24 protein-coding genes and 2 pseudogenes are annotated in these 22,187 nt (G+C 70.5%); 10 read left to right on the plus strand and 16 right to left on the minus strand.

Features of this window, described 5'->3' with window-relative positions; genetic code table 11:
• Positions 1 to 9 precede the first annotated feature (9 nt).
• The 8 genes from ACQ86M_RS17475 to ACQ86M_RS17510 all read right to left on the minus strand — a co-directional run bounded on the left by ACQ86M_RS17475 (position 10) and on the right by ACQ86M_RS17510 (position 6,157).
• Positions 10 to 912 carry an ROK family protein gene (locus ACQ86M_RS17475; RefSeq protein WP_431246345.1) on the minus strand — a complete coding sequence of 301 codons (903 nt, stop codon included), beginning with the start codon at positions 910 to 912 and terminating at the stop codon, positions 10 to 12.
• Positions 909 to 1,664 (minus strand): copper homeostasis protein CutC, encoded by a 756-nt coding sequence (locus ACQ86M_RS17480; RefSeq protein WP_431246346.1) that lies wholly within the window; start codon positions 1,662 to 1,664, stop codon positions 909 to 911. The genes ACQ86M_RS17475 and ACQ86M_RS17480 overlap by 4 nt, the downstream gene beginning before the upstream one ends.
• Positions 1,661 to 2,680, minus strand: coding sequence for an asparaginase (locus tag ACQ86M_RS17485; protein WP_431246347.1), 1,020 nt, complete (start codon positions 2,678 to 2,680; stop codon positions 1,661 to 1,663). The genes ACQ86M_RS17480 and ACQ86M_RS17485 overlap by 4 nt, the downstream gene beginning before the upstream one ends.
• Positions 2,673 to 3,050, minus strand: a complete 378-nt coding sequence (locus ACQ86M_RS17490; RefSeq protein WP_431246348.1) for a hypothetical protein — start codon at positions 3,048 to 3,050, stop codon at positions 2,673 to 2,675. The genes ACQ86M_RS17485 and ACQ86M_RS17490 overlap by 8 nt, the downstream gene beginning before the upstream one ends.
• Positions 3,047 to 3,652, minus strand: coding sequence for an ABC transporter permease subunit (locus ACQ86M_RS17495; RefSeq protein WP_431246349.1), 606 nt, complete (start codon positions 3,650 to 3,652; stop codon positions 3,047 to 3,049). The genes ACQ86M_RS17490 and ACQ86M_RS17495 overlap by 4 nt, the downstream gene beginning before the upstream one ends.
• Positions 3,649 to 4,293 (minus strand): amino acid ABC transporter permease, encoded by a 645-nt coding sequence (locus ACQ86M_RS17500; protein WP_431246350.1) that lies wholly within the window; start codon positions 4,291 to 4,293, stop codon positions 3,649 to 3,651. Before ACQ86M_RS17500 ends, ACQ86M_RS17495 begins: the two co-directional genes overlap by 4 nt.
• Before the next feature lie 102 nt (positions 4,294 to 4,395).
• Positions 4,396 to 5,334 (minus strand): glutamate ABC transporter substrate-binding protein, encoded by a 939-nt coding sequence (locus ACQ86M_RS17505; protein ID WP_431246351.1) that lies wholly within the window; start codon positions 5,332 to 5,334, stop codon positions 4,396 to 4,398.
• Positions 5,335 to 5,404: 70 nt separating this feature from the next.
• A complete protein-coding gene (locus ACQ86M_RS17510; RefSeq protein ID WP_431219860.1) occupies positions 5,405 to 6,157 on the minus strand; it encodes an amino acid ABC transporter ATP-binding protein in 753 nt (250 codons plus the stop codon).
• Between the two features lie 160 nt (positions 6,158 to 6,317).
• Here ACQ86M_RS17510 and ACQ86M_RS17515 point away from each other — a divergent pair, with 160 nt between their 5' ends.
• The 4 genes and pseudogenes from ACQ86M_RS17515 to ACQ86M_RS17530 all read left to right on the plus strand — a co-directional run bounded on the left by ACQ86M_RS17515 (position 6,318) and on the right by ACQ86M_RS17530 (position 10,651).
• Positions 6,318 to 7,502 (plus strand): ROK family protein, encoded by a 1,185-nt coding sequence (locus ACQ86M_RS17515; RefSeq protein ID WP_431246352.1) that lies wholly within the window; start codon positions 6,318 to 6,320, stop codon positions 7,500 to 7,502.
• Entirely contained in the window at positions 7,499 to 8,443 is a 945-nt protein-coding gene (locus ACQ86M_RS17520) for a Gfo/Idh/MocA family protein (RefSeq protein WP_431246353.1), read from the plus strand. The genes ACQ86M_RS17515 and ACQ86M_RS17520 overlap by 4 nt, the downstream gene beginning before the upstream one ends.
• Positions 8,440 to 10,142 (plus strand): annotated as a pseudogene (locus ACQ86M_RS17525) (alpha-glucosidase). Before ACQ86M_RS17520 ends, ACQ86M_RS17525 begins: the two are co-directional and overlap by 4 nt.
• Positions 10,143 to 10,207: 65 nt before the next feature.
• Positions 10,208 to 10,651, plus strand: a complete 444-nt coding sequence (locus ACQ86M_RS17530; RefSeq protein ID WP_431246354.1) for an SRPBCC family protein — start codon at positions 10,208 to 10,210, stop codon at positions 10,649 to 10,651.
• Here the strand turns inward: ACQ86M_RS17530 and ACQ86M_RS17535 are convergent.
• The 3 genes from ACQ86M_RS17535 to ACQ86M_RS17545 all read right to left on the minus strand — a co-directional run bounded on the left by ACQ86M_RS17535 (position 10,648) and on the right by ACQ86M_RS17545 (position 14,222).
• On the minus strand, positions 10,648 to 11,241 hold the full coding sequence (locus tag ACQ86M_RS17535) for a TetR/AcrR family transcriptional regulator (protein WP_431246355.1): 594 nt from the start codon (positions 11,239 to 11,241) through the stop codon (positions 10,648 to 10,650). The two genes, ACQ86M_RS17530 and ACQ86M_RS17535, sit on opposite strands and share 4 nt — an antisense overlap.
• 109 nt (positions 11,242 to 11,350) lie before the next feature.
• Positions 11,351 to 13,633 (minus strand): transglycosylase domain-containing protein, encoded by a 2,283-nt coding sequence (locus ACQ86M_RS17540; RefSeq protein WP_431246356.1) that lies wholly within the window; start codon positions 13,631 to 13,633, stop codon positions 11,351 to 11,353.
• Between the two features lie 127 nt (positions 13,634 to 13,760).
• A complete protein-coding gene (locus tag ACQ86M_RS17545; protein WP_431246357.1) occupies positions 13,761 to 14,222 on the minus strand; it encodes a MarR family winged helix-turn-helix transcriptional regulator in 462 nt (153 codons plus the stop codon).
• A 327-nt stretch (positions 14,223 to 14,549) separates the two neighbouring features.
• Between ACQ86M_RS17545 and ACQ86M_RS17550 the strand changes: the two genes are divergently transcribed.
• The 5 genes from ACQ86M_RS17550 to ACQ86M_RS17570 all read left to right on the plus strand — a co-directional run bounded on the left by ACQ86M_RS17550 (position 14,550) and on the right by ACQ86M_RS17570 (position 18,084).
• Positions 14,550 to 15,077, plus strand: a complete 528-nt coding sequence (locus ACQ86M_RS17550; protein WP_431246358.1) for a class I SAM-dependent methyltransferase — start codon at positions 14,550 to 14,552, stop codon at positions 15,075 to 15,077.
• A complete protein-coding gene (locus ACQ86M_RS17555; protein ID WP_431246359.1) occupies positions 15,008 to 15,349 on the plus strand; it encodes a hypothetical protein in 342 nt (113 codons plus the stop codon). The genes ACQ86M_RS17550 and ACQ86M_RS17555 overlap by 70 nt, the downstream gene beginning before the upstream one ends.
• A gap of 64 nt (positions 15,350 to 15,413) precedes the next feature.
• Entirely contained in the window at positions 15,414 to 16,088 is a 675-nt protein-coding gene (locus tag ACQ86M_RS17560) for a PadR family transcriptional regulator (RefSeq protein WP_431246360.1), read from the plus strand.
• A gap of 143 nt (positions 16,089 to 16,231) precedes the next feature.
• On the plus strand, positions 16,232 to 17,263 hold the full coding sequence (locus tag ACQ86M_RS17565; RefSeq protein ID WP_431246361.1) for an ABC transporter ATP-binding protein: 1,032 nt from the start codon (positions 16,232 to 16,234) through the stop codon (positions 17,261 to 17,263).
• A complete protein-coding gene (locus ACQ86M_RS17570) occupies positions 17,260 to 18,084 on the plus strand; it encodes an ABC transporter permease (protein ID WP_431246362.1) in 825 nt (274 codons plus the stop codon). The genes ACQ86M_RS17565 and ACQ86M_RS17570 overlap by 4 nt, the downstream gene beginning before the upstream one ends.
• Before the next feature lie 94 nt (positions 18,085 to 18,178).
• On the opposite strand, the gene ACQ86M_RS17575 is transcribed toward ACQ86M_RS17570, so the two are convergent.
• A complete protein-coding gene (locus tag ACQ86M_RS17575) occupies positions 18,179 to 18,934 on the minus strand; it encodes a winged helix-turn-helix domain-containing protein (RefSeq protein WP_431246363.1) in 756 nt (251 codons plus the stop codon).
• A gap of 383 nt (positions 18,935 to 19,317) precedes the next feature.
• Entirely contained in the window at positions 19,318 to 19,950 is a 633-nt protein-coding gene (gene upp / locus ACQ86M_RS17580; RefSeq protein WP_431221526.1) for a uracil phosphoribosyltransferase, read from the minus strand.
• Positions 19,951 to 20,001: 51 nt separating this feature from the next.
• Here upp and tadA point away from each other — a divergent pair, with 51 nt between their 5' ends.
• The gene (gene tadA / locus ACQ86M_RS17585; RefSeq protein ID WP_431246364.1) at positions 20,002 to 20,469 is read left to right on the plus strand and encodes a tRNA adenosine(34) deaminase TadA; all 468 of its coding nucleotides are present in this window, start codon (positions 20,002 to 20,004) and stop codon (positions 20,467 to 20,469) included.
• 40 nt (positions 20,470 to 20,509) lie between these two features.
• Here the strand turns inward: tadA and ACQ86M_RS17590 are convergent, their stop codons facing one another.
• From ACQ86M_RS17590 to ACQ86M_RS17600, 3 genes and pseudogenes are all read right to left on the minus strand, one after another.
• Positions 20,510 to 20,806, minus strand: coding sequence for a hypothetical protein (locus ACQ86M_RS17590; RefSeq protein WP_431246365.1), 297 nt, complete (start codon positions 20,804 to 20,806; stop codon positions 20,510 to 20,512).
• A gap of 137 nt (positions 20,807 to 20,943) precedes the next feature.
• Positions 20,944 to 21,210 (minus strand): annotated as a pseudogene (locus ACQ86M_RS17595) (glutamine amidotransferase); the annotation flags it as partial.
• Positions 21,207 to 22,169, minus strand: a complete 963-nt coding sequence (locus tag ACQ86M_RS17600; protein WP_431246366.1) for a cation diffusion facilitator family transporter — start codon at positions 22,167 to 22,169, stop codon at positions 21,207 to 21,209. The gene ACQ86M_RS17600 and the pseudogene ACQ86M_RS17595, both read right to left, overlap by 4 nt.
• Positions 22,170 to 22,187 lie beyond the last annotated feature (18 nt).

The raw sequence follows: 22,187 nt of genomic DNA on the forward strand, positions 1-22,187 counted from the left end.
AGGCGCCGGTCAGCCCGCGGCGGCGAACGCCAGCAGTGCAGCACCCGCGCGGCCGGCGTCCCCGCCCAGCGCGCTGCGCACGACGGGTGGGCTCTCGCGCCAGGCGAGCCCGGCGGACATCCGCTCGGCCAGCGGGACGAACAGCGCGTCCCCGGCGTGCGAGACGCCCCCGCCCAGCACGATCAGCCCCGGGTCGAGCAGCAGCGTCAGGATGTCGAGCCCCTGCGCCAGCACGTCCAGCGCCTCCGACCACACGCGGTCCGCCAGCGGGTCGGCCCCGAGCCGCCCCACGATGCGCCGCGTGCTGAGCGCGTCGCCACCGGCCGCGCGGTACCGCCGGGCCACGCCGGCGCCGGACATGTACACCTCGAGGCAGCCGCGCTGCCCGCACGTGCACGGCTCTCCGCCCGGAATGACGGGGATGTGGCCGAACTCGCCGGCGGCGCCGGTCGCGCCGGTGACGGCGCCGCCGGACGAGACCAGTGCGGCAGCCACGCCCGTGCCGATCGGCACCAGGGCGAAGTCCGCGAAGCCCTGAGCCGCGCCCGTGTTCCGCTCGGCGAGCCCGGCGGCGCGCACGTCGTGCCCGACCGCCACCGGCAGCTGCAGCTCGGAGCGCAGGATGTCGAGCAGCGGCACATCCCGCCAACCCAGATTGGACGCGTAGTGCACCAGGCCGCGCTGCTCGTCGAGCATCCCGGGCGTGGCCACTCCCGCGCCGACGACGTCGTGCCCGTCGTCCGCGGCGGTCCGCCGCAGTTCGCCGAGCATCCCGACGAGGGCGGCGAGGATGTTCTCGGCGGGCGTCGCGCGCGTCGACTCGGCAACGGTCGCTCCGTCCTGGCCGACGACCGCGCCCTTCATCGCCGTGCCGCCGAGATCCACGGCGAGCACCACCGGACGGCCGCTCATGCGGCGGCACCTCCGACGGAACCGCCGACCGCGGCGACCACCGCGCGGACGATCTCCGCCGAGGTCACCTCGCGCTCGCCCGAGTCGTAGGCGGTGGGGGATCCGGCGCCTGCGCTGGCAACGGCGTGCGGCGCTCGCAGGTGCACCTCGCGCACACCGGTGCGCGCCGGGATTTCGGACACGTTGCCGGGTCGCACTCCGCCTCCGGCCAGGATGACGATGCGTTCGCCCGCCTGCTCCACCAGCCGCGCCAGGTCCTCCGCACCGTCGAGCACGGTCGGCGCTCCGGCGGAGGTGAGCACGCGGCCGACGCCCAGACCGACGAGCTGCTCGAGCGCCTCCGCCCGATCCGGCACCTGGTCGAACGCCTTGTGGAACGTCACCGGGGCGTCGCCGCAGGCGGCCACGAGCCGCCGCGTCGCATCCGCGTCGATCCGCCCGTCCGGGCGCAGCGCACCGATCACGAAGCCGACCGTCACCTCGGCGGGATGCGGCAGCGCGCGGATCGAATGGATGTCGTCCACCATCGCCTGCAGCTCGTCGCCGTCGTACACGAAGTCGCCGGGCCGCTGCCGGATGAGCGCCTGGATGCCGATCCGCGACGCCGAGCGGAGGGCCGCAGCGACGGTCCCGATGGAGGGCGTGATGCCGCCGGAGGCGAGGTCGGCGCACAGCTCGATACGGTCCGCGCCCGCCTCCTCAGCGACGCGCACGCCTGCGAGGTCGTCGAGGCAGATCTCGACGACGGTCACGCGAGCCGCTCCAGCGCCGACGTCAGGTCGGCGCTGAGCTCGATCGCCCCGACCGGCGCACCGCCGCCGAGCACGGGCAGGTCGACCAGCGCGCGGGCATCCGCGATGGGGGTGCCCAGGGCCTCCAGCACGCGGAGGGCGATGAGGGTCGTGGCGCGGGGGCTTCCGTCGATGATCTTCATCGCGACCGCGGTGCCGTCGGCGGCCGCGACCCCGATCACGCCCTCGGCGCCGCCCTTGGCGAGGGCACCGGGCACGGTCTCCATCAGCGTGGTGTTCTGGTGGCCCGATCCGCCGATGAAGTAGGGGTGCTCGCGCATGGCGTCCGCGACGGCGCGCTCCGGCGTCCCCGCCTCCGACTGCACCAGGCGGCCGAAGGCGCGCGCGATCCCGCGCACGGTGGTGCCGAACAGCGGGGCGCCGCAGCCGTCGATCGCGTCGTGCCCGACCGGGACTCCGGTCGACTCGGCCATCGTCGCGCGGATGTGCTGCTGCAGCGGGTGCGCCGGGTCGAGGTAGCCCTCGGTCGGCCAGCCGTTCGTCGCGGCGGCGAGCAGCATCGCGGCGTGCTTGCCGGAGCAGTTCATGCGCACGCGCGAGCGCCCTTCGCCGTCGCGCAGCATCCGCTCGAACGTCGCCTCGTCCTCCGGGCGGTCGACCGGGCAGCCGAGCGCCGAGTCGTCGACGCCCGCGCGGGCCAGCAGGCCGCGCACCAGCCGGACGTGCTCGTCCTCGCCGGTGTGGCTGCCCGCGGCGATCGCCAGCTCGGGGCCCTCCAGCGGGGCGCCCGCGGTCAGGCAGCCGAGCGCCTGCAGCGGCTTGACGGTGCTGCGAGGCAGCACCGTCGCATCCGGGTCCCCGAGCTCGATCAGAGCGGACCCCGACGGGTCGAGCGCGACCAGGCTGCCGAAGTGCCGGCTCTCGACGAGGCCGGAGCGCCGCACGACGGCCAGCTCGGCCAGCGCGGCGGAACCTGCGGACGACGGGACGGAGACGGTGGGGGCGGCGCTAGGCATGGTCGGCTTTCGAGGCGGGCGCGGAGGCGGGGGTGGAGACGGAGCCCGCGGCGTCGTCCTCGTGCTCGACGGCGGCGACGGCGGGAAGAGACGGAAGGGTCGGGGGCGCCGTCGTGCGGCGGCGCGAGCCGCGCTGCAGCCGCGACGCGAACGCCGAGAGGCTGCCGTTGACGATCAGGTAGATGACGGTGACCGCGACGTAGGTGGGGATGAGCAGGTGCAGGTACGAGGCGAGCACCTGACCGCGGTACAGCAGCTCGGTGAAGGCGACGATGTAGCCGAGCGACGTGTCCTTCAGGAGGCTGACGAACTGGGTCACGAGCGAGGGCGTCACGTTCCGGAACGCCTGCGGCAGCACGACGTACGTCATAGCCTGCACCGGGCGCATGCCGAGGCTGAGGGCAGCCTCGCGCTGACCGCGGGGAGGCTCAGGATGCCGGCGCGGATGATCTCGGCGAACACGGCGGCGTTGGCGATGGTCAGGGGTACAACGAGCTTCCACAGCGTCGGCAGGTTGATGCCGATCTGCGGCAGTCCGAACAGCATCAGGTAGATCACCAGCAGCACCGGCACGGTGCGCGCGATCTCGATGTACAGGCCGCAGACGAAGCGCACCCACTTCACGTGGCTGACGCGGCCGAGGGCGAGCACCACTCCGAGGACCGCGCCGAGGACCGCGACGATCGCCGCGGCCTCGAGCGTGCCCAGCAGGCCGACGAGCAGGTACTGCCAGATCGCCCACTCGGTGAACGGCGCCCAGCGCTCCGGTGCGAGCTGGCCGTGGTCGGCGAACTGCCACAGGCCCAGGCCGATGACGATCGCGAACAGGGCGACGCTGATGACGGAGCCGACCAGGATGTTGCGCCGACCGCGCGGACCGGGCACGTCGTAGATGAACGCGGCGTCGTAGCGGCGCTTCGCCGCGCGAGTGCGCGCGGGCGCCGGACGGTCGGGGATGAGCTGTGCGGTCATCGGGCGATCGCCACCTTCCGCTCCACCCAGCCGGCGGCGAGGCCGATAGCGAGGGCGATGGCCATGTAGAGGATGCCGGCGCTCGAGAAGATCAGGATGGGCTGCGCCGCGACGAGGTTGACCTTGTTGACCGCGGCGGTGAGCTCGACGACGCCGACCGCCGCGGCGAGGGCCGTGTTCATCGCGAGGGCGATCATGACGTTGCCGATCGGCTGCACGACCGCGCGGAGCGCCTGCGGCACGACGACGTACCGCAGCGACTGCCAGAGGGTCAGGCCCAGGGCGCGGGACGCCTCCACCTGCCCGACGGGGACGGTGTTGACCCCGGAGCGGACCGCCTCGGCGACGTACGCCGCCTCGTAGACGGTCAGCACGATGATGGCCGTGGGCGTCAGCGGCAGCAGGATACCGGCGTCCGGCAGGGCGAACACCGCCAGCAGGAGCAGTGCGAGCAGCGGCACGTTGATGAAGAACTGCACGTAGAGGAACGCCGCGGCGCGGAGCACCGGGATGGGGCTGACGCGCGCGATCGTCACCAGCACACCGAGGACGATGGAGCCGACGCCCGCGACCACCGCCATCAGCAGGGTCGTGCCGAGCGCCTGGACCAGCGGTCCGAGGTTGTCGATCAGGGGGTTCATCGTTCTCTCGTCGAGCGGCGGGCGGATGGGTGGATCCGGGGAGAGGTGAGGCCGGATGCGCGCGGGCGTGGGGGCCGCCTCCACGCGCATCCGGCCCGTCTATCAGGAGCCGGGGACCGACCCGATCTCCGGCGGGGTGGGGACGTCGGAGTCGGTCACGGTGCCGAGGGTGGTCTTCCACGCCTTGCTCCACTGGCCGTCCTTCTGGATGGTCTTGAGCCAGTCGTTGACGAACTTCTTGAAGTCGTCGTCTCCGTGCTTCAGGCCGATGCCGTACGGCTCCTTGGTGAAAGGCTGGCCGACGACCTTGATCTGCTTCTCGCTCGCGGCGTCGCTCGCGAGGAGCGTGTAGTCCTGCACGTAGGCGTCACCGCGGCCCTGGATGAGCGCCTGCACGGCGGCCGGGTCGGTGCCGAACGCGGTGACGGTCGCCTTGGGGGCGATCTTGGGCACCTCGGTGACGGCCGGCGTGTTGGCGCCGACGATCACGTTCTTGCCGTCGAGGTCTTTGGAGCTCGTGATGTCCTTGTTGTCGCTCTTGACCGCGACGGCCAGGCCCGACTCGAAGTACGGTCCGGCGAACGCGACCTGCTTGGCCCGCTCCTCGGTGATCGTGTACGTGTTGAAGACCACGTCGACGGTGTCGTTCTGCAGCATCGCCTCGCGGGTCTCGGAGGCGGGCGGCACGATCTCCACGTTCGGCTTGCCGATGATGTAGGTGGCGAGCAGCTTGGCGAGCTCGGCGTCGAAGCCGTTCACCTTCGACGGGTCCGTCGGGTCCTGCTGCGAGAGCAGCGGGGCGTCGAGCGCCTCGGCGACGATGAGCTTGCCGCGCTTCTTGATCTTCTCCATGGTGGAGCCCGAGATGATCAGGTCGGACTTCGCGACGGGGGCTCCGGCGAGCACGGAGTCTCCGGACGGGGCCTTGCTGGCGTCGCTGCCGGGCAGTGCCGTGGTTCCGGAGCAGGCGGTGACGGCGAGCGTCACGGCCGCGAGCAGGACGCCGGCGACGGCGCTCTTCCTGCGGAGGCTGCGGGTCATGGGATGCATCCCTTTCTTCTGTGGGTTGTGAGGGGGAACCGGTGGTGCGTTGGTGCGCGGCCCGGTGCGGTCAGTGCGACAGCACGGAGGCCAGGAACGACTGCGCCCGCGCGGTGGCCGGCGAGTCGAAGAACTGTGCGGGTGGGGCCTGCTCGACGATCTGCCCGCGGTCCATGAAGACCACGCGGTCGGCGGCGCGGCGGGCGAAGCCCATCTCGTGGGTGACGACGATCATCGTCATCCCCTCCTTGGCGAGGGAGGTCATCACGTCGAGCACCTCGCCGACCATCTCGGGGTCGAGGGCGCTGGTGGGCTCGTCGAACAGCATCACCTTCGGCTGCATGGCCAGCGCGCGGGCGATCGCCGCACGCTGCTGCTGGCCGCCGGAGAGCTGCGCCGGGTGGCTCTCCGCCTTGTCGGCGATGCCGACCCGGTCCAGGAGCTCCATCGCCTGCGCGCGTGCCGCATCCTTGCCGAGCTTGCGGACCTTGAGCGGCGCGAGCGTGACGTTGTCGAGGATGGTGCGGTGCGCGAAGAGGTTGAACGACTGGAACACCATCCCGACCTCGGCCCGCAGTTTCGCCAGCGGCGCGCCCTCTTCGGGCAGCAGCTCGCCGTCGACGCGGATCTCGCCCGAGTCGATGGTCTCGAGACGGTTGATGGAGCGGCAGAGCGTCGACTTGCCGGAGCCGGACGGCCCGACGACCACCACGACCTCGCGCTCGGCGACGTCGAGGTCGATGTTCTGCAGCACGTGGAGGTCGCCGAAGTGCTTGTCGACCGCGCGCAGGCTCACCATCGGCCGTGCGTCCGTTGCTGTCATCGGTTCCTCGCATCGTTGTCGGGCAGGTTCCGACGAGCGTACTAAGTGATCGCTGTTGTCCGCAATATCGAAATTAGTTACGTTGAAATCGAACGAAGTCGGTACAGTATCCTCAACGCAGCGCGGAGTACCCAGGCTCCGCCGTCGAGGGGATGCAACGATGACGAGCACGATCGAGGGGGCGTCGGTCCAGGCGGGGCCCGGTACGCCGGGCGGCATCCTCGACCTCGTGCGCTCGGGCCGCTCCCGCTCCCGAGCGGACCTCGCCCGCAGCACCGGCCTGTCGCCCTCCACGGTCTCCCAGCGGGTGGATGCGCTCATCGCCGCGGGCTACCTGCGTGAAGCGGGCGCGGGCGTCTCGCACGGCGGGCGACGTCCCCGTGCCCTCGAAGTGGATGCGTCCACCGGCGTCGTCTGCGCCGCCGACCTGGGCTCCCACCACGCCACCTTCGGGCTCATCGACCTCGGCGGCCGCCTGCTCGCCGCGCGCACCGAGCCGATGGACATCGCCCGCGGTCCGTCGGCCGTGCTCGGCTGGATCGCCGAGGTCGCGGCGGAGCTGACCGCAGAGCACGCGGCGCCCGGCCAGACCCTCCGCGGGTTCGGCATCGGCCTGCCGGGGCCGGTCGGCACGAGCGGACGGATGGTGTCGCCCTCGCGCATGCCGGGCTGGAACGGCGTCGACGTCGCGGCCGAGCTCACCGCTCTCACCGGCCTCCCGGCCGCCGCCGACAACGATGCGAACCTCATGGCCCTCGGCGAGTACGACACGCTGGGCGGCGAGGTCGGCGAGCTCGTCTTCGTGAAGGCGGGGTCGAGCATCGGCTGCGGCATCATCGCCTTCGGCGGCGTCTACCACGGGCACTACGGCATGGCCGGCGACATCAGCCACGTGACGGTGCCCGGGGCTCCGGCCGTGCTCTGCTCGTGCGGTCGCATCGGCTGCCTGGATGCGGTGGCCGGCGGGGCCGCCATCGTGCAGGCCCTGCGCGCGTCCGGTGTCGAGGTCGCGGACACGCGCGACGTGCTGGCCCTGGCGCGGGACGCGCATCCACGCGCCACCCAGGAGCTGCGGGAGGCGGGACTCCGCACCGGCGGGGTGCTCGCCACCATCATGAACTTCTTCAACCCGCAGCGGCTGGTGCTGGGCGGCATCCTCGGCGAGGCGGAGGCGTTCGTCGCGGGCGTCCGCTCGGCCATCTACTCCGACTGCCTGCCGATGATCACCGACCAGCTCGACATCGCGGTGAGCGTCGCCAAGGAGAACGCGGGCATCCGCGGCGCCGGACGCCTCATCCTCGACTCGGTCTTCGATCCGTCCCGGGTCGACCTCGTCGTGCGATGACGCCGGACTCCGCGCGGCACGGGGCGCACGGCGTCGCCGTCGTCGGTGCCGGCCGCATGGGCCAGGCGCACGCGTCGGCCTGGGCGGCCGTCGGCGTGCCGGTGCGCTGGGCCGTCTCGCCGCGCCGCCGTCCCGCCCTGAGGGATGCACCGGACGCCCGCTGGGCCACCGCTCTGGAGGAGGCGCTCGCCGACCCGGCCGTCACCGTCGTCTCCATCTGCACGCCGACGCCGTCGCACGCCGAGCTCGCCGTTCAGGCGCTGGAGGCCGGGCGCAGCGTGCTGCTCGAGAAGCCGATCGCCCTGACGCTGGAGGACGCGCAGCGGGTCGAGGCAGCCGCATCCCGCGCCCCGGGCATCCTGATGGTCGCGCACGTCGTCCGGTTCTTCCCCGGGTACGCCGCCCTCGCCGAGCGGGTCGCCGCCGGGTCGGTGGGCCGCGCGCGGGTCGTCCGCGCCTCCCGCATCTCCGATGCGCCGGCGGGCTTCGACTGGCTCGACGACGAGGCGCAGTCCGGCGGCATGCTCGTCGACTTCGCCATCCACGACATCGACCAGGCGGCCGCGTACCTCGGCCGGGCGGTGGCGGTGACCTGTGCCCGCGGTCCCGGTTCGGGGTTCGGAGCGCCGGTCGCGACGACGATCGAGTACGCCGACGGCGGTGTGGCGCAGCTGCTGAGCGCGTCCGACTTGCCGGAGGGACAGCCGTTCCGCACCTCCTTCGAGATCGTGGGCGACGCCGGGGTGGATGCGGCCGAGCCCGACGCCGGAGACGCCTTCGCCGCCCAGGCGCGGTACTTCCTGGAGTGCGTCGACTCCGGGCGTGCCCCCGAGCGGGCGCCCGTCGCCTCCGCCGTCGAGGCGCTCCGGGTGGCCCTGGCGGCGCGCGAGTCCGCGCGCACCGGACGGCGCGTCGAACTCGCCGGTAGGGTGGGCCCGTGAGCGACAAGTGGTGGCAGTCGGCCGTCGTCTACCAGGTCTACCCGCGGAGCTTCGCGGACAGCGACGGCGACGGCATCGGCGACCTGCGCGGCATCATCCAGCACCTCGACTACCTGCACCGGCTCGGGGTGGACGTGATCTGGCTCTCGCCGATCTACGCCTCGCCAGGCGACGACAACGGGTACGACATCAGCGACTACCAGGCGATCGACCCGCTCTTCGGTACGTTCGACGACTTCGATGAGCTGCTCGACGGGCTCCACGCGCGCGGGATGAAGCTCGTCATGGACCTCGTCGTCAACCACACCTCCGACGAGCACCCGTGGTTCGTCGAGTCCGCCGCCTCGCTCGACAGTCCGAAGCGTGACTGGTACTGGTGGCGGCCGGCGCGCGACGGCCTGCAGCCGGGGAGCACGGCGCCGAGCCCAACAACTGGGGCTCCTTCTTCTCCGGGCCGGCCTGGCAGCTCGACCCGCAGACCGGCGAGTACTACCTGCACCTGTTCTCGCGCAAGCAGCCGGACCTCAACTGGGAGAACCCGGAGGTGCGCGGCGCCGTCTACGAGATGATGAACTGGTGGCTCGACCGCGGGGTCGACGGCTTCCGGATGGACGTCATCAACTTCATCTCCAAGGTCACCGACCTGCCCGACGGCCAGGTGCCCGAGCGCGCCCTGTACGGCGATGCATACCCGTACTTCGGGCAGGGGCCGCGCATCCACGAGTTCCTGCACGAGATGCACGAGCGCGTCTTCGCCGGCCGGGACGACCGCTATCTCACCGTGGGGGAGATGCCCGGCGTCGACGTCGAGCAGGCGCGGCAGTTCACCGACCCCGCCAACGGCGAGCTCGACATGGTGTTCCAGTTCGAGCACGTCGACCTCGACCACGGGCCCGGAGGCAAGTGGGACTACCGGCCCGCAACCGTGCTCGACCTGAAGCGCAACCTGTCGAAGTGGCAGGAGGGCCTGGCCGAGGTCGGCTGGAACAGCCTCTACTGGAACAACCACGACCAGCCGCGCGTGGTCAGCCGCTTCGGCGACGACGGCGAGCACCGGGTGGAATCGGCCAAGGCGCTTGCGACGGTGCTGCACCTGATGCGCGGCACGCCGTACGTCTACCAGGGCGAAGAGCTGGGGATGACGAACGTCCCCTTCGCGACCATCGACGACTTCCGCGACATCGAGACGCTCAACCACTACGCCGAGGCCGTCGACATCCTGGGCGCGCCGGCCGAGGCGGTGCTCACCGCCCTGCGGCGCACCAGCCGCGACAACGCACGCACGCCGATGCAGTGGACGCCGGACGCGAACGCCGGGTTCACGACCGGCACCCCGTGGATCCCGGCGAACCCCAACGCCGCCGAGATCAACGCCGAGGCGGAGGTCGACGACCCGGACTCGGTGTTCGCGCACTATCGCGCGCTCATCGACCTGCGGCACCGGTCGGAGGTGGTGGCCACCGGCGACTACGAGCTCCAGCTGCCGGAGCATCCGCAGATCTTCGCGTACTCGCGGTCGCTCGGCGGACGGTCGCTGCTGGTGCTCGCGAACCTCACCGGCTCGGTCGCCACCTTCGACCCGGCCGCGCTGCCCGGATGGGAGGGCGCCGAGGTGCTGCTCCAGGGCCGCGGGGCAGAGACCCAGGCGGCCTCCGGCGCGCTGCAACCGTGGGAGGCGCTGGTCCTCTCCCGCGGCTGAGCAACGCGTCCCTTGCGCATTCCGCTGCGAGAGGTGTGGGATGGGCGACACGACGGGAGGCGGCGATGGGCAACTACGTGGCACGCGCGGAGATCGACGTGGCGGCGCCCCGGCGCGAGGTGTGGCGGGTGCTGACGACGAACGGGTCGCGGCCGGAGATCCTCTTCGGCGCCGAGGTGGTCTCCGACTGGCGTCTGGGCTCGACGATCGTCTGGCGGGGCGAATGGCAGGGGAAGACCTTCGAGGACCACGGTCGCGTGATCGAACTGGAAGACGCACAGGAGCCCTGGCGGATCGTTCTCACCCACTTCAGCCCGCTCAGCGGCCTGCCGGACGAGCCCGAGAACTACCACACGCTGCGCTTCGAGCTGGATGAGATCCCGGGTGGGACGCGCATCACGCTCGACCAGGACAACAACCCGACACGGGAGGCCGCCGAGCACTCGCAGGAGAACTGGGCGCAGATGCTCGCCGGCGTGAAGACGGTGGCCGAGCGGGAGTCCCGCTAGGCGCTCTCCTCGCCGAACGCCTCACGGAGGAAGGCCGTCAGGAAGACGTCGAACGCCTGCACCGTTCCGTTGCGGTCGCCCGTGATGAGGAAGCCGAAGTGCAGCCCGGCCGCGGAGTCGACCAGCCAGTGCGCGAGGACGCCGGCGCGGCGGGTCTCGATGCCCTGCTTCTTGAGCCATGACTTCACGGTGTCGCGCCACTGGGTGAACGCGGTGGTGACGCGCTTGCCGATGTCGGGGTCGATCGGCTCCAGAGCGCCGGCCTCGAACTGCAGTCGCAGGGCCGTCCGGTTGTTCTCGCGCAGCGAGTGGCGGAACGCCTCCTTGTACCAGTCGCGGAATTGGTCGCGGTCGAACGCGGTCACGTCGACGCCGGTCAGCGACTCGGACTGTTGCCGGACGCCCTCCTCGAGGATCGCGTCGATCATCTCCTGGCGGGATCCGAAGTGGTACACGAACGAGTACGTGCTCACGCCGAGCGCGCTCGCCAGGCTGCGGAAGGTCATGCGGGAGAGCGGCTCCGTCGCCACATGCTCCATGATGCGGCCGAGCAGCTCCGGCTTGCGACTCGGATCTGGTGTGCGTCCCACGCCATAACACTAGTCCGAATATCGCGTCAGATGGCTAGGCACCTGCGGCGCTGTGACCTGAAGGTTCCGGGCCCGGTTTCCGGGCTCGCACGCTGTGTTCGCCGGTGGACTAGGGCTTGCCCGGACCCTTGCCGCCGCCACCGCCGTTGCCTCCGCCCCCGCCGCCGGGTGCGGCCGGCGGTGCCGGAGCGGTAGGCGCGGAGGGCGCCGCCGGCTTCGGCTTCGGGGCGACCGGCGCCGTGGTGAACTTGCCGCTCGGCGCCGGGAAGGCGGTCCCGCCGTAGGCGACGTTCAGCGCCGCGATCACCTGCTTGGCGATCGCGAACTTGACGTTGCCGCCGCCGACGCCCTGGAAGTAGACGCTGCGCAGGGGCACCGCGCCCTGGACGTTGCCGACCCACGTCGCCTGTGCGACCTTGGTCGAGGACGTGACGAGCCAGTTCTCGAGGGAGTCGTCCGTCGTTCCGGTCTTGCCGAAGATCGGGATGCCGTCGTTCGGGTTCGCGGACGCCGCCGTCCCGCCTCCGCGGAGCACGCCCTGCAGTGCGAAGATCGCGGCCGCCGCGACCTGCGGGTCGATCGGGGTCGCCGAGCACTGCGACTTCGGCACCGTGTGCGGCGTGCCGTCGCCGTTGACGATTTTGTCGATCGCCACGGGGCTGCACGCGACGCCGTTGTTGGCGAGGCCGGCGTACGCCGTCGCCATGGTCAGCGGCGCGATGTAGTTGGTGCCGAGGACGGCGGACGGGTTCGCCATGAACCGGTTGGCCTGCTCGTCAGCGCCGTGCACGAGGAGGTCTTGGGCCCGTTGCTTGATCCCGCACAGGTCGAGCTGGGTCGCCATTTTCGCGAAGACCGTGTTGATGGACTGCGCGGTCGCGTTCATGACCGTCGTGGAGGTGACCGACTCGCCCTCGTCGTTCGAGACGTTCCAGGGAGCGCCGCCAATGTCGTTGCACGGATCGCTCGCGTGGAACTGCGTCTGCGGGAAGACGTGCTGAGTGCCGCTCACCGACTGGTACAGCGAATGCCCCTCCTGCAGCCACTCGAGCAGGTCGAACACCTTGAACGCCGATCCGGTCTGGAAGCCCTCCGAGCCGCCGTACGCATAGTCGGTGTTGTAGTTGACGGCGGTCGTGGCGGGCGCCGGTTCTGCCGTGTTGTCGTACGGCCGGTTCTGCACCATCGAGACCACGCGGCCGGTGCCCACCTCGACCGCGACGTTCGACGAGCCGACGTCGAGCCGCGGGTCTGCCGGAGGGATGTACGAGCTCACGGCCGCCTGCGCCTGCGTCTGCAGGTCGAGGTTCAGAGTGGTGTAGATCTTCAGGCCGCCGCGCGTCAGGAAGTTGGAGCGGTCGTCGTCGGTCTTGCCGAAGATCGGATCCTGCTCGATGACGCGCTCGACGTAGTCACAGAAGAACGCGGCGTTGTATTGCTGCGCCGTCATGCAGCCGTTCTGGGTGGGCGTGACCTTCGGCTCCACCTTGGTGGCGCGCGCCGCGTCGTGCTCCTCCTTGGTGATCTTGCCGTTGGCGAGCATCCGGTCGAGCACGTAGTTGCGGCGGTCGAGGGTCTCCTTGTACCCGTTGGCCGCGCCGTTCTCCTTGCTGTTCGGCCGGTCGATGCGCAGGTTGTCCGGGTTGTTGAGGATCGCGATGAGCGTCGCCGCCTGCTGCAGGTTCACGGCCTTCGCCGGGACGCCGAAGTAGTACTCGGCCGCCGACTGCACGCCGTAGACGCGCCCACCGAACAGAGCGATGTTCAGATAGCTCTGCAGGATGTCGTTCTTCGAGTACTCCTTCTCGAGCCCGATCGCGTACCGCATCTCCTTCAGCTTCCGCGACGGGTCGACCTTCGTCGCGTCGTCATAGCAGGCCTGATAGACGGCGAGCTGCTTATTCTGCACGGCGTCGGATGCCGTCGGGTCGGGCTGCTTGTTCTCGCATCGCTGCACGAGGATGTTCTTGACGTACTGCTGCGTGATCGACGATCCGCCCTGCACCGACTTGTGCAGCGCCGTCAGTACCGCGCCGCGCAGGGTGCCGGTCACATCCACACCGCCGTGCTCGTAGAAGCGCGGGTCCTCCGTGGCGATCGCGGCGTCTTTGAGGTTCTGCGAGATGCCGTCCCAGCCGACCTCGATGCGGTTCTGCGAGTAGAAGGTGGCGATCGGGACCTGCTGACCGTGGCTCACCGCGTACATGGTGGAGGCCTGCGCGAGCGGCTCGACCTTCACGTACTCGGGGAGCCCGTCGAACACGCTGATGGTGGAGTCGGCCGCCGAGCCGGTCAGTGCCACCGCCGGCGTCACCGCGGCCGCCGCCAGCACACCGGCCAGCGCGCTCAATGCGACGAAGCCGGCAAGGGCAGGCGCCCATCCCCATCTCATGCGTCTTCTCCCTCGTAGAAACCGTTCGTCCGTGGCGGCAATGATACGCGTCGGGGGTGACGCTCCCGGCAGGCGGGCGCCCAGGTTGGGGGCAGAGCGAAGGTCGGTCCGGCTGTGGACGGTTTCGTCAGACGGCGTCGCGCAGCTTGTCGCAGATCCGCACCAGGGTCTCGAGCTCTTCCGTGCTGAGCCGGCCGCCGACGCGGCTCGTGATGGTCTTCATGTGGTCGACGGCGACCCGGCGGAACATGTCGAATCCCGTGTCGGTCAAGCGGATGAGGGTGCCGCGTGCGTCCGACGGCTCGGGCTGTTTCGCCACCAGACCGCGGGCGGCGAGCCGGTCGACGAGCCGGCTGACGCTGGGCTGCGTCAGGAGCACGTGCTTGTTGAGGTCGCGCAGGCGCAGCTCGCGATTCGGCTGGCGCGAGAGGTTGAACAGCACGTCGTACTCGTTGAACGAGATGTCACGGGTGGGGAACTCGGCGGCCAGCGTGCGCATGACCGCGACCTGCGCCCGGAACAGCGACTCCCAGGCCGATACGGCGTTGATGCGGGCGCGTGTCGAGCTCGGTGTCGCCGTCTCGCCCATGCTCATCCTCCCGCTCGCGCTCGATGCATTCGCATCTTCTCATCATGAGGGTCGGCCAGCATCCGTGCCACCACGGGCGGGTCGGGGCGGATGCGAGAGGAGCGGGCGGGGAAAAGATCGAGGGCCGGCCGCAGAGGCTAGCGGCCGGCCCTCTCCCTTGCACCAAGAGTGTCCTGCAATCACATTCCGCGATGGCTGCCACAGCAAACAACCATTGCTCTTGAACTATATAACGAAGAGGTAACGGCATCTAGTTATCAACTCGTTATTTTTTCTGCGAATCTCCTATGCATCCATGAACGCATTCGCGGACGGTACTCTCGGCTCGTGGACGACGACGCCACCCGCTTCCGGGGCTCGATCCCCGCGCACTACGACTCCGGCCTCGGGCCGGTGATCTTCCGTCACTACGCCGACGTGCTGGGCAGCGCCGTCGCGGAGACACGTCCGGCCCGCATCCTGGAGACCGCCGCCGGCACGGGCATTTCGTCGGCCGCGATCGTCAAGCACAACGCCGGTTCGCAGCTCGTGATCACCGACCTCAGCGACGAGATGCTGGAGCTCGCCCTCAGCAAGGTCCCCCCGTCGACCGGGAGCGCGGTCGCGGATGCGCAGGAGCTTCCCTTCGGCGACGCGGGCTTCGACGCGGTGGCCTGCCAGTTCGGTCTCATGTTCGTGCCCGACCTGACCCGCGCGTTCTGCGAAGCCCGCCGCGTCCTCGCTCCGGGGGCGTGTTCCACTTCTCGGTGTGGGACAGTCACGCCAAGAACCGGTTCGCCGCGATCGTGGACGCCCTGCTCGCCGAGACCTTCCCGGAGAACCCGCCGCCGTTCTACCGGGTGCCGTTCGGGCTGAGCGACGTCGAACGTCTCCGGCAGCTCGCGCAGTCCACCGGCTTCACGCGGCTCCGGATCGACGTCGTCCCGCACGACGCTCCCGTCGCATCCTGGGCCGGCTTCGCGGACGGCCTCATCGTCGGCAACCCGGTCGCCGATCAGCTGCGCCGACGGGGCGGCTCCCTCGACGACCTCGTGGCCGAGACGGCGTCACGCCTCGAGGCCGTGTACGGCGCCGCGCCGGTGACGATCCCGGTGCAGACCATCTTCTTCCGCGCATACACCGACTGACGCTGGACACGATCACTCTGAATCGGATACTCTGCTTCGAGTAATCGGTTCCCGGAGGTGGATCATGGCCAAGCGCGCGGTGTCGAACCCGCTGGCCCTCGCGGTGCTCGCGTGCCTGTGGGAACGCCCGATGTACCCGTACGAGATGACGACCACGATGCGCGAGCGGGGCAAGGAGGACAGCATCCGCCTCAACTTCGGGTCGCTGTACTCCGTGATCAAGTCGCTCGAGAAGCACGGCTTCATCCGCGTCGCGCAGACCGAGCGCGAGGGCAATCGCCCGGAGCGCGTCGTCTACGAGATCACGGAGGCCGGCCGCCAGGAGGCGGAGGAGTGGCTGCAGGAGCTGCTCGAGATCCCCGTGAAGGAGTACCCGGCCATCGAGACGGGGCTCTCCCTGCTCCCGATGCTGCCCCCGCAGACGGCCGCCGGCCTCCTCGAGCGGCGGCGCGACCGCCTGGACGCCGACCTCGCGTCGCGGCGTGAGCTCCAGGAGCAGACGAAGGGCCTCCCCGAGCTGTTCATGGTCGAGTTCCACTACCGCTTGGCGGTGCTCGAGGCGGAGCGGGCGTTCGTCGCCGACCTCGCCGCGCGCATCCGGGATCGCTCGATCGGCGGCTACGGGGCCTGGGAGCAGCTGCACCGGCTGCTCGACGACGGAGTCGGCATGGAGGAGCTGACCGGCCGCATCGCCGCCGGCGACTTCGGGGAGGAGGCGGCCGACCTGTACCGCGCATAGAACGATGGCCGGAGAGCGGCAACTCTCCGGCCATCCACACCTTCAGTCGTTCCGTGAGGAACCTGCGTCAACAGTCACCGAGGGCTGTCTTCAAGGATATCCCCGTGCAGGTGGCTGCCAACAAGCAAGAGAGGAAAGCCACCATGGCACCCGCAACCGGTCCGGCGCTCGCCGCCGACCACCTCGTGAAGACCTACAGCGCCGGGAGGGGCAAGCCGCCCATCCGCGCGCTCGACGGCCTCGGCTTCGAAGCCCAGGCCGGAACCGTGTTCGGACTGCTCGGCCCCAACGGCGCCGGCAAGTCGACCACCATGAAGATCCTGTCCACCCTCGCCCGTCCCGACTCCGGCACCGCGTACGTCGCCGGGATCGACGTGGCCCGGCACCCCGCTCGTGTGCGCCGGGCCATCGGGTTCGTCGCGCAGAAGCCGGTCTCCGACCCGTCGGACACCGGGCTCGAGAACCTCGTGCTCGCCGGCCGGCTGCAGGGTCTGCCGGGCCGGGATGCGGCCGCCCGCGCCCGCGAGCTGCTCGACCGCTTCGGGCTCGCCGAGCACGCCCGCCGGCAGGTGAAGACCTACTCGGGCGGGATGGCGCGCAAGCTCGACGTCGCGATCGGACTCATGCACCGCCCCGAGGTGCTGTTCCTCGACGAGCCCACCACCGGCCTCGACCCCGAGGCGCGCGCGCAGCTGTGGCTGGAGCTGGAGCGGATGACCGCGGCCGAGAACCTGACGGTGCTGCTCACGACGCACTACCTCGACGAGGCGGATCGCCTGGCGGATCGGCTGGCGATCGTCGACCACGGGCGCGTGGTGGCGGGCGGCACGCCGGAGGAGCTGAAGAACGACCTCCGCGGCGATGCCGTGATCGTCGAGCTCGCGGGCGACGCCGATCCGCTCGTGGGGCTTGCCGCCCTCCGGCGAGTGGATGCGCTGCGCGAGGTCGGCGGAGACGGACGGACGCTCCGCGCCCGCGCCGACAGCGGCGCCGCGACCCTGCCGCTCGCGCTCGCCGCGCTCGATGCAGCGGCTGTCGCCGTCGCCTCCGCCACGGTCGCCCGGCCCAGTCTGGACGACGTCTACCTGCGGCACACCGGCCGCACCTTCGCGCGGGCGCAGGAGTCCGCCGAATCCGCTGAATCCGCCGCACCCGTTCTGGAGGCCGCATCATGACGACCGCAACCCTCACCCCCGCCCGGCCGGTGCGCCGAGGCGGGCCGACCTTCGTGACGCACACCCTGCTCCTCACCGGGCGCCAGCTGCGCGCCGCCTGGCGGATGCCCGCCTTCCTCGTGATGAACCTCGTCCAGCCGGTGATCTGGCTGCTCCTCTTCGGGCAGCTTTTCAAGGCGGTCATCGACATCCCCGGATTCGGTGTCGGGCAGAGCTACCTCGAGTACCTGACGCCCGGGGTCGTGATGATGCTCGCGCTGTTCGGGAGCGCGTGGTCGGGCACGGTGTACATCCAGGACATGGATCGCGGTGTGATGGACCGGTTCCTCACCTCGCCGACCAACCGCGCGTCGATGATCGTGGCGACGCTGGTCTACCAGTCGATGCTCGCGGTGGCGCAGTCGCTCGTCGTGCTGGGCATCGCCTTCTGGGCGGGCGCCCGGTTCGAGGGCGGGATCGGCGGCATCCTTCTGCTTCTCCTCGGCGTGGTGCTGCTGACCGCCGTGTTCTGCTCGCTCTCCAACGCGGTCGCGCTGCTCGCGCGCGAGCAGACCGCGCTGATCGGCATCTCGCAGCTGATCACGCTGCCGCTGATGTTCCTCAGCTCGGCGATCATGAACACGAAGCTGTCACCGGAGTGGGTGCAGAACGTCGCCGCGTACAACCCGTTCGAGTGGGCGGTGATCGTCGGCCGGCAGGCGCTCAGCGCGCATCCCGACTGGGCGGCCCTCTGGGGTCACGCGGCGCTGCTGCTCGGGCTGGCGTTCGTCATGGCCGCCTGGGCGACCAGCGCCTTCCGCGTCTACCAGCGCTCCGCCTGACCTTGCAGCAGGTCCCAACCGCCATCGAGTCCGCGAAGATTGCACGTTTTCCTCGCGAGAACGGTCAAACTTCGCGGACTCGTCGGTGGGCGGATCAGAAGAGGTCGGGGGAGGGGGCGCTGGCGTAGCGGATCGAGACGTCGGCGTGGCGGTCGAACCGATAGCCGACACCGCGGACGGTGCGCACGATGTCCTCGTAGCGGGCCAGCTTGGAGCGCAGGCGCCGGACGTGCACGTCGATCGTCCGCTCGTTGGGCACGTCGTCCTCGTCGGCGTCGCTCCACAGGGAGCTGATGAGCTCGGAGCGCTCGATCGTCCGGCCCTCGCGCAGCACCAGGTACTGCAGCAGCTCGAACTCCTTGTAGGTCAGCGCGACCGGCTGGTTGTCGAGTACGAGGCGCTTGCGCGAGATGTCGACGACCACACCGGAGGCGGCGCGGTCCTCGTCCTCGTCCACCGTCACGGCCTGGCGGTGCTTGGCGATCGCCGCCGGGTCCTGCAGGGCGAGGCGCACCACGTCCACATCGCGGCCGCCGGAGCCGGCCGGGGCCAGGGCGACGGCGGCGTAGGTCTCGGCGGAGGGGGCGATCTCGGCGGTGAGGCGCTTCAGCGCCTCCACGATGCGGCCGAGGTCGGTGCCGTCGGCGAGGGCCTTGGCCTCGTCGATGCCGACGTAGAGCACGAAGCCGCGGGCCTCGGTGCCCTCCGGGACGGCGCGGATGCGCGGCGCGGGCTCGGTCGGGGCGGCGGATGCGGCGGTCGCGGGGGCGGGAGCGGCGGCCCGGACGGGGCTGACCGGCGAGACGGAGGCGGTGCGGGGGTAGGCGGTGTCGATGGTGGCCAGAGACATGGGGATCGAGTCCTTAAAGATGATGTTCCGCATCCCGGTGCGACGAGACTCCGCGGGTACGGCGGAGGTGCGGGGATTCTGCGGGGAGTGTGTCGTGTTGTGGCCTACAGAGAAAGGCCGATGCACAGGAGCGTGAGTGTGGCGCTCCCGGGGAGCGTGCGCCCGGTCTCGACAGGATGAGGTCGGAGGGCGGCTGCTCGGCGAAGGGTCGTCAGATCAGCGACACATTCGGCAACACATGACTGCGTCGCGGCCGGCCATCATCATGCCGGCATTCCCAAGGGCCTCGAAGGAGGTCAGGGTACGCGCGTTGTCAGTCATGCAGGAAAGTAAAACCGACGATGACTCGACGTGTCAAATCATTACGCAATGTTGCGTTCGTTCTAGACGGTGCCGTAGAGCCGGTCACCGGCGTCGCCGAGGCCCGGGACGATGTAGCCGTTCTCGTTCAGGCGCTCGTCGAGGGAGCCGAGCACGATCGTCACATTGCGGCCCTCCGTCGCCTTCTCGAGCGCCTGGAGACCCTCCGGCGCGGCGAGCAGGCAGATGGCCGTCACGTCCACCGCGTTGCGCTGGAACAGGAAGTCGATCGCGGCGCCGAGCGAACCTCCGGTCGCCAGCATGGGGTCGAGCACGAAGCACTGCCGGTCGGAGAGATCCATCGGCAGGCGCTCGGCGTACGTGGTCGGCTCGAGCGTCTCTTCGTTGCGCACCATGCCCAGGAACCCGACCTCGGCGGTCGGCATCAGGCGCACCATCCCCTCGAGCATGCCGAGACCGGCGCGCAGGATGGGGACCACCAGCGGTCGCGGCTCGCTCAGGGCGACGCCCATCGTCCGGGTGACGGGCGTCTCGATCTCGACCGGCTCGACCCGCACGCCGCGGGTCGCCTCGTACGCGAGCAGCGTCACGAGCTCCTCGGTGAGCTGGCGGAACACCGGCGAGGGCGTCGACTTGTCGCGGAGGACCGTCAGCTTGTGGGTGATGAGTGGGTGGTCCGCAACGTGCACTCGCATAGGCTCAAGGCTAGCCGAAACCTCGACAGCCCAGCCGAAGGAGGAACCGCCGTGAGCCTGACCGTGCCCGGCGCCTACGAGCAGTGGATGCGCCGCGCACTCCAGGACGCACGGCTCGCGTTCGGCACGGGCGACGTGCCCGTCGCGGCCCTCGTCGTCGACGAGAACGGCGAGGTCATCGGCACCGGACGCAACGAGCGCGAGCTGAGGCACGACCCGACCGCGCACGCCGAGGTGCTGGCGCTGCGGGAGGCGGCTGCGACCCGCGACGACTGGCACCTGGAGGGATGCACGCTGGTCGTGACGCTGGAGCCGTGCGTCATGTGCGCCGGCGCCGTGCTCGCGGCACGCGTCCCGACGGTCGTGTTCGGCGCGTGGGACGAGAAGGCGGGCGCGGGAGGCTCGGTGTACGACGTGCTGCGCGACCGGCGGCTCAACCACCGCGTCGAGGTGTTCGCCGGGGTGCTCGCGGAGGAGTGCGGCGAAGTGCTGCTCGACTTCTTCCGCGCCAAGCGCTGAGGCGGCTGACCGGCCTGAACCCGCCGGCTGCGGGCGCGCGTCACGCCGGCAGGCTCTCCAGCCACTCGGAGAACGCCGCGCGCGACGCCTCCTGCATCCGCGCCGAGTACGCCTCGCGGTCGCGGCGCATGGCGTCCGGATCGATGGCGTGCTCATCCAGCTCGTTGTAGCCGTCCGAGACCCACTTCTCGTGCATCTCGTCGGTGACCTCGGGATGGAACTGCACGGCGAGCGCGAAGTCGCCGATCGCGAACGCCTCGTTCGAGTAGTCGCTCGACGACGCCAGCAGCGTCGCCTGCTCCGGCAGTTCGAACGTGTCGCCGTGCCACTCCACCACCGGCACGCCGTCGAAGTGCCGGATGGGGAGTCCACCCCGGCCTCCGTCGGCTCCACGCGGCGGTAACCGATCTGCATGGTGTCGCCCTTGTAGACGCGCTCCCCGAGGGCTCCCGCCATCAGCTGGGCGCCGAGGCACACCCCGAGCGTCGGGCGTCGGGCGTCGATGCGGGCGCGCAGAAGCTGCTTCTCATCCTCGAGGAACGGGAACTCGTCCGTCTGGTACGCGCCCATCTCGCCGCCGAGCACGACCACCAGGTCGGCCTCGGACGGGTCGATCGCCGAGACGTCCTCGGCGCTCGCATCCACGATCCGCAGGTCGTAGCCGTGCTCGACGAGCACCGGCCCGATGTTGCCGAGGTGGATGCTGGGGTCGTGCTGCAGGATGACGGCTGTGCGGGTCACTCGAGTCCTTTGATGACGATGGTGTCGGTGGCGGGCGCCCGGTCGTTCGGGTCGACCCAGACATCCGGTTCGATGTAGATGACGCGCGCGGCGGGGACCGCATCCCGGATCCGCCGCTCGACCGTGTCGATCGCGGCGGCGACGTCGGCCAGGCGGTGCTCGCCCGGGAACGCCAGCTTCGCGGCGACCATCAGCTCGTCCGGCCCCAGGTACAGCGTCTTCATGTGGATGATGCGCTCGACGTCGTCGCCCGCGTCGATGGCCCGCTCGATCGCGGCGACGTCCAGGTCGCTCGCGCCCTCGCCGACCAGCAGGCTCTTCGTCTCCATGCCGAGGATGATCGCGACGGTCACGAGCAGAGCGCCGATGAGCACCGTGCCGACGCCGTCCCAGACGCTGTTCCCGGTGAGGATGGTCAGGCCGACGCCGAGCAGCGCGAAGACGAGACCGGTCAGCGCCGCCACGTCCTCCAGCAGCACGACCGGCAGCTCGGGGGCCTTGGCGCGGCGGATGAACTGCGGCCACGACATCCCCTTCTTGTGCGGCCGGGACTCCTTGACCGCGGTGCGCAGCGAGAACGACTCCAGGCCGATCGCGATGAGCAGCACCAGGATCGGCAGCCACGCGTTCTCGAGCGGGTGCGGGTGGGTCAGCTTCTCGACGCCCTCGTAGATCGAGAAGACACCGCCGACCGAGAACAGGATGATCGAGACGACGAACGCGTAGACGTAGCGCTCGCGGCCGTACCCGAAGGGATGCTCGCGGTCGGCCTCCTTGCGCGACTGGCGGCCGCCGAGCAGCAGCAGCAGCTGGTTGCCGGAGTCGGCGACCGAGTGCACGCCCTCCGCCAGCATCGATGACGACCCCGAGAAGAACCAGGCGATGAACTTCGTCAGCGCGATCCCGAGGTTCGCCGCGAAGGCGGCGATGATGGCCCTGGTCCCACCTGATGCGCTCATGCCCCAATCCTAGGATGG

It is taken from the genome of Leifsonia xyli subsp. cynodontis (assembly GCF_050632205.1).
GTDB classification, from domain to species: Bacteria; Actinomycetota; Actinomycetes; order Actinomycetales; family Microbacteriaceae; genus Leifsonia; species Leifsonia xyli_D.

Excerpts from the sequence above, each read along its gene's own strand:
- ACQ86M_RS17475 (WP_431246345.1), bottom strand. The coding sequence starts at position 912 with ATGAGCGGCCGTCCGGTGGTGCTCGCCGTGGATCTCGGCGGCACGGCG.
- ACQ86M_RS17485 (WP_431246347.1), bottom strand. The coding sequence starts at position 2,680 with ATGCCTAGCGCCGCCCCCACCGTCTCCGTCCCGTCGTCCGCAGGTTCC.
- ACQ86M_RS17490 (WP_431246348.1), bottom strand. The coding sequence starts at position 3,050 with ATGACGTACGTCGTGCTGCCGCAGGCGTTCCGGAACGTGACGCCCTCG.
- ACQ86M_RS17495 (WP_431246349.1), bottom strand. The coding sequence starts at position 3,652 with ATGACCGCACAGCTCATCCCCGACCGTCCGGCGCCCGCGCGCACTCGC.
- ACQ86M_RS17500 (WP_431246350.1), bottom strand. The coding sequence starts at position 4,293 with ATGAACCCCCTGATCGACAACCTCGGACCGCTGGTCCAGGCGCTCGGC.
- ACQ86M_RS17505 (WP_431246351.1), bottom strand. The coding sequence starts at position 5,334 with ATGACCCGCAGCCTCCGCAGGAAGAGCGCCGTCGCCGGCGTCCTGCTC.
- ACQ86M_RS17510 (WP_431219860.1), bottom strand. The coding sequence starts at position 6,157 with ATGACAGCAACGGACGCACGGCCGATGGTGAGCCTGCGCGCGGTCGAC.
- ACQ86M_RS17515 (WP_431246352.1), top strand. The coding sequence starts at position 6,318 with ATGACGAGCACGATCGAGGGGGCGTCGGTCCAGGCGGGGCCCGGTACG.
- ACQ86M_RS17520 (WP_431246353.1), top strand. The coding sequence starts at position 7,499 with ATGACGCCGGACTCCGCGCGGCACGGGGCGCACGGCGTCGCCGTCGTC.
- ACQ86M_RS17530 (WP_431246354.1), top strand. The coding sequence starts at position 10,208 with ATGGGCAACTACGTGGCACGCGCGGAGATCGACGTGGCGGCGCCCCGG.
- ACQ86M_RS17540 (WP_431246356.1), bottom strand. The coding sequence starts at position 13,633 with ATGAGATGGGGATGGGCGCCTGCCCTTGCCGGCTTCGTCGCATTGAGC.
- ACQ86M_RS17545 (WP_431246357.1), bottom strand. The coding sequence starts at position 14,222 with ATGGGCGAGACGGCGACACCGAGCTCGACACGCGCCCGCATCAACGCC.
- ACQ86M_RS17560 (WP_431246360.1), top strand. The coding sequence starts at position 15,414 with ATGGCCAAGCGCGCGGTGTCGAACCCGCTGGCCCTCGCGGTGCTCGCG.
- ACQ86M_RS17565 (WP_431246361.1), top strand. The coding sequence starts at position 16,232 with ATGGCACCCGCAACCGGTCCGGCGCTCGCCGCCGACCACCTCGTGAAG.
- ACQ86M_RS17570 (WP_431246362.1), top strand. The coding sequence starts at position 17,260 with ATGACGACCGCAACCCTCACCCCCGCCCGGCCGGTGCGCCGAGGCGGG.
- ACQ86M_RS17575 (WP_431246363.1), bottom strand. The coding sequence starts at position 18,934 with ATGTCTCTGGCCACCATCGACACCGCCTACCCCCGCACCGCCTCCGTC.
- upp (WP_431221526.1), bottom strand. The coding sequence starts at position 19,950 with ATGCGAGTGCACGTTGCGGACCACCCACTCATCACCCACAAGCTGACG.
- ACQ86M_RS17600 (WP_431246366.1), bottom strand. The coding sequence starts at position 22,169 with ATGAGCGCATCAGGTGGGACCAGGGCCATCATCGCCGCCTTCGCGGCG.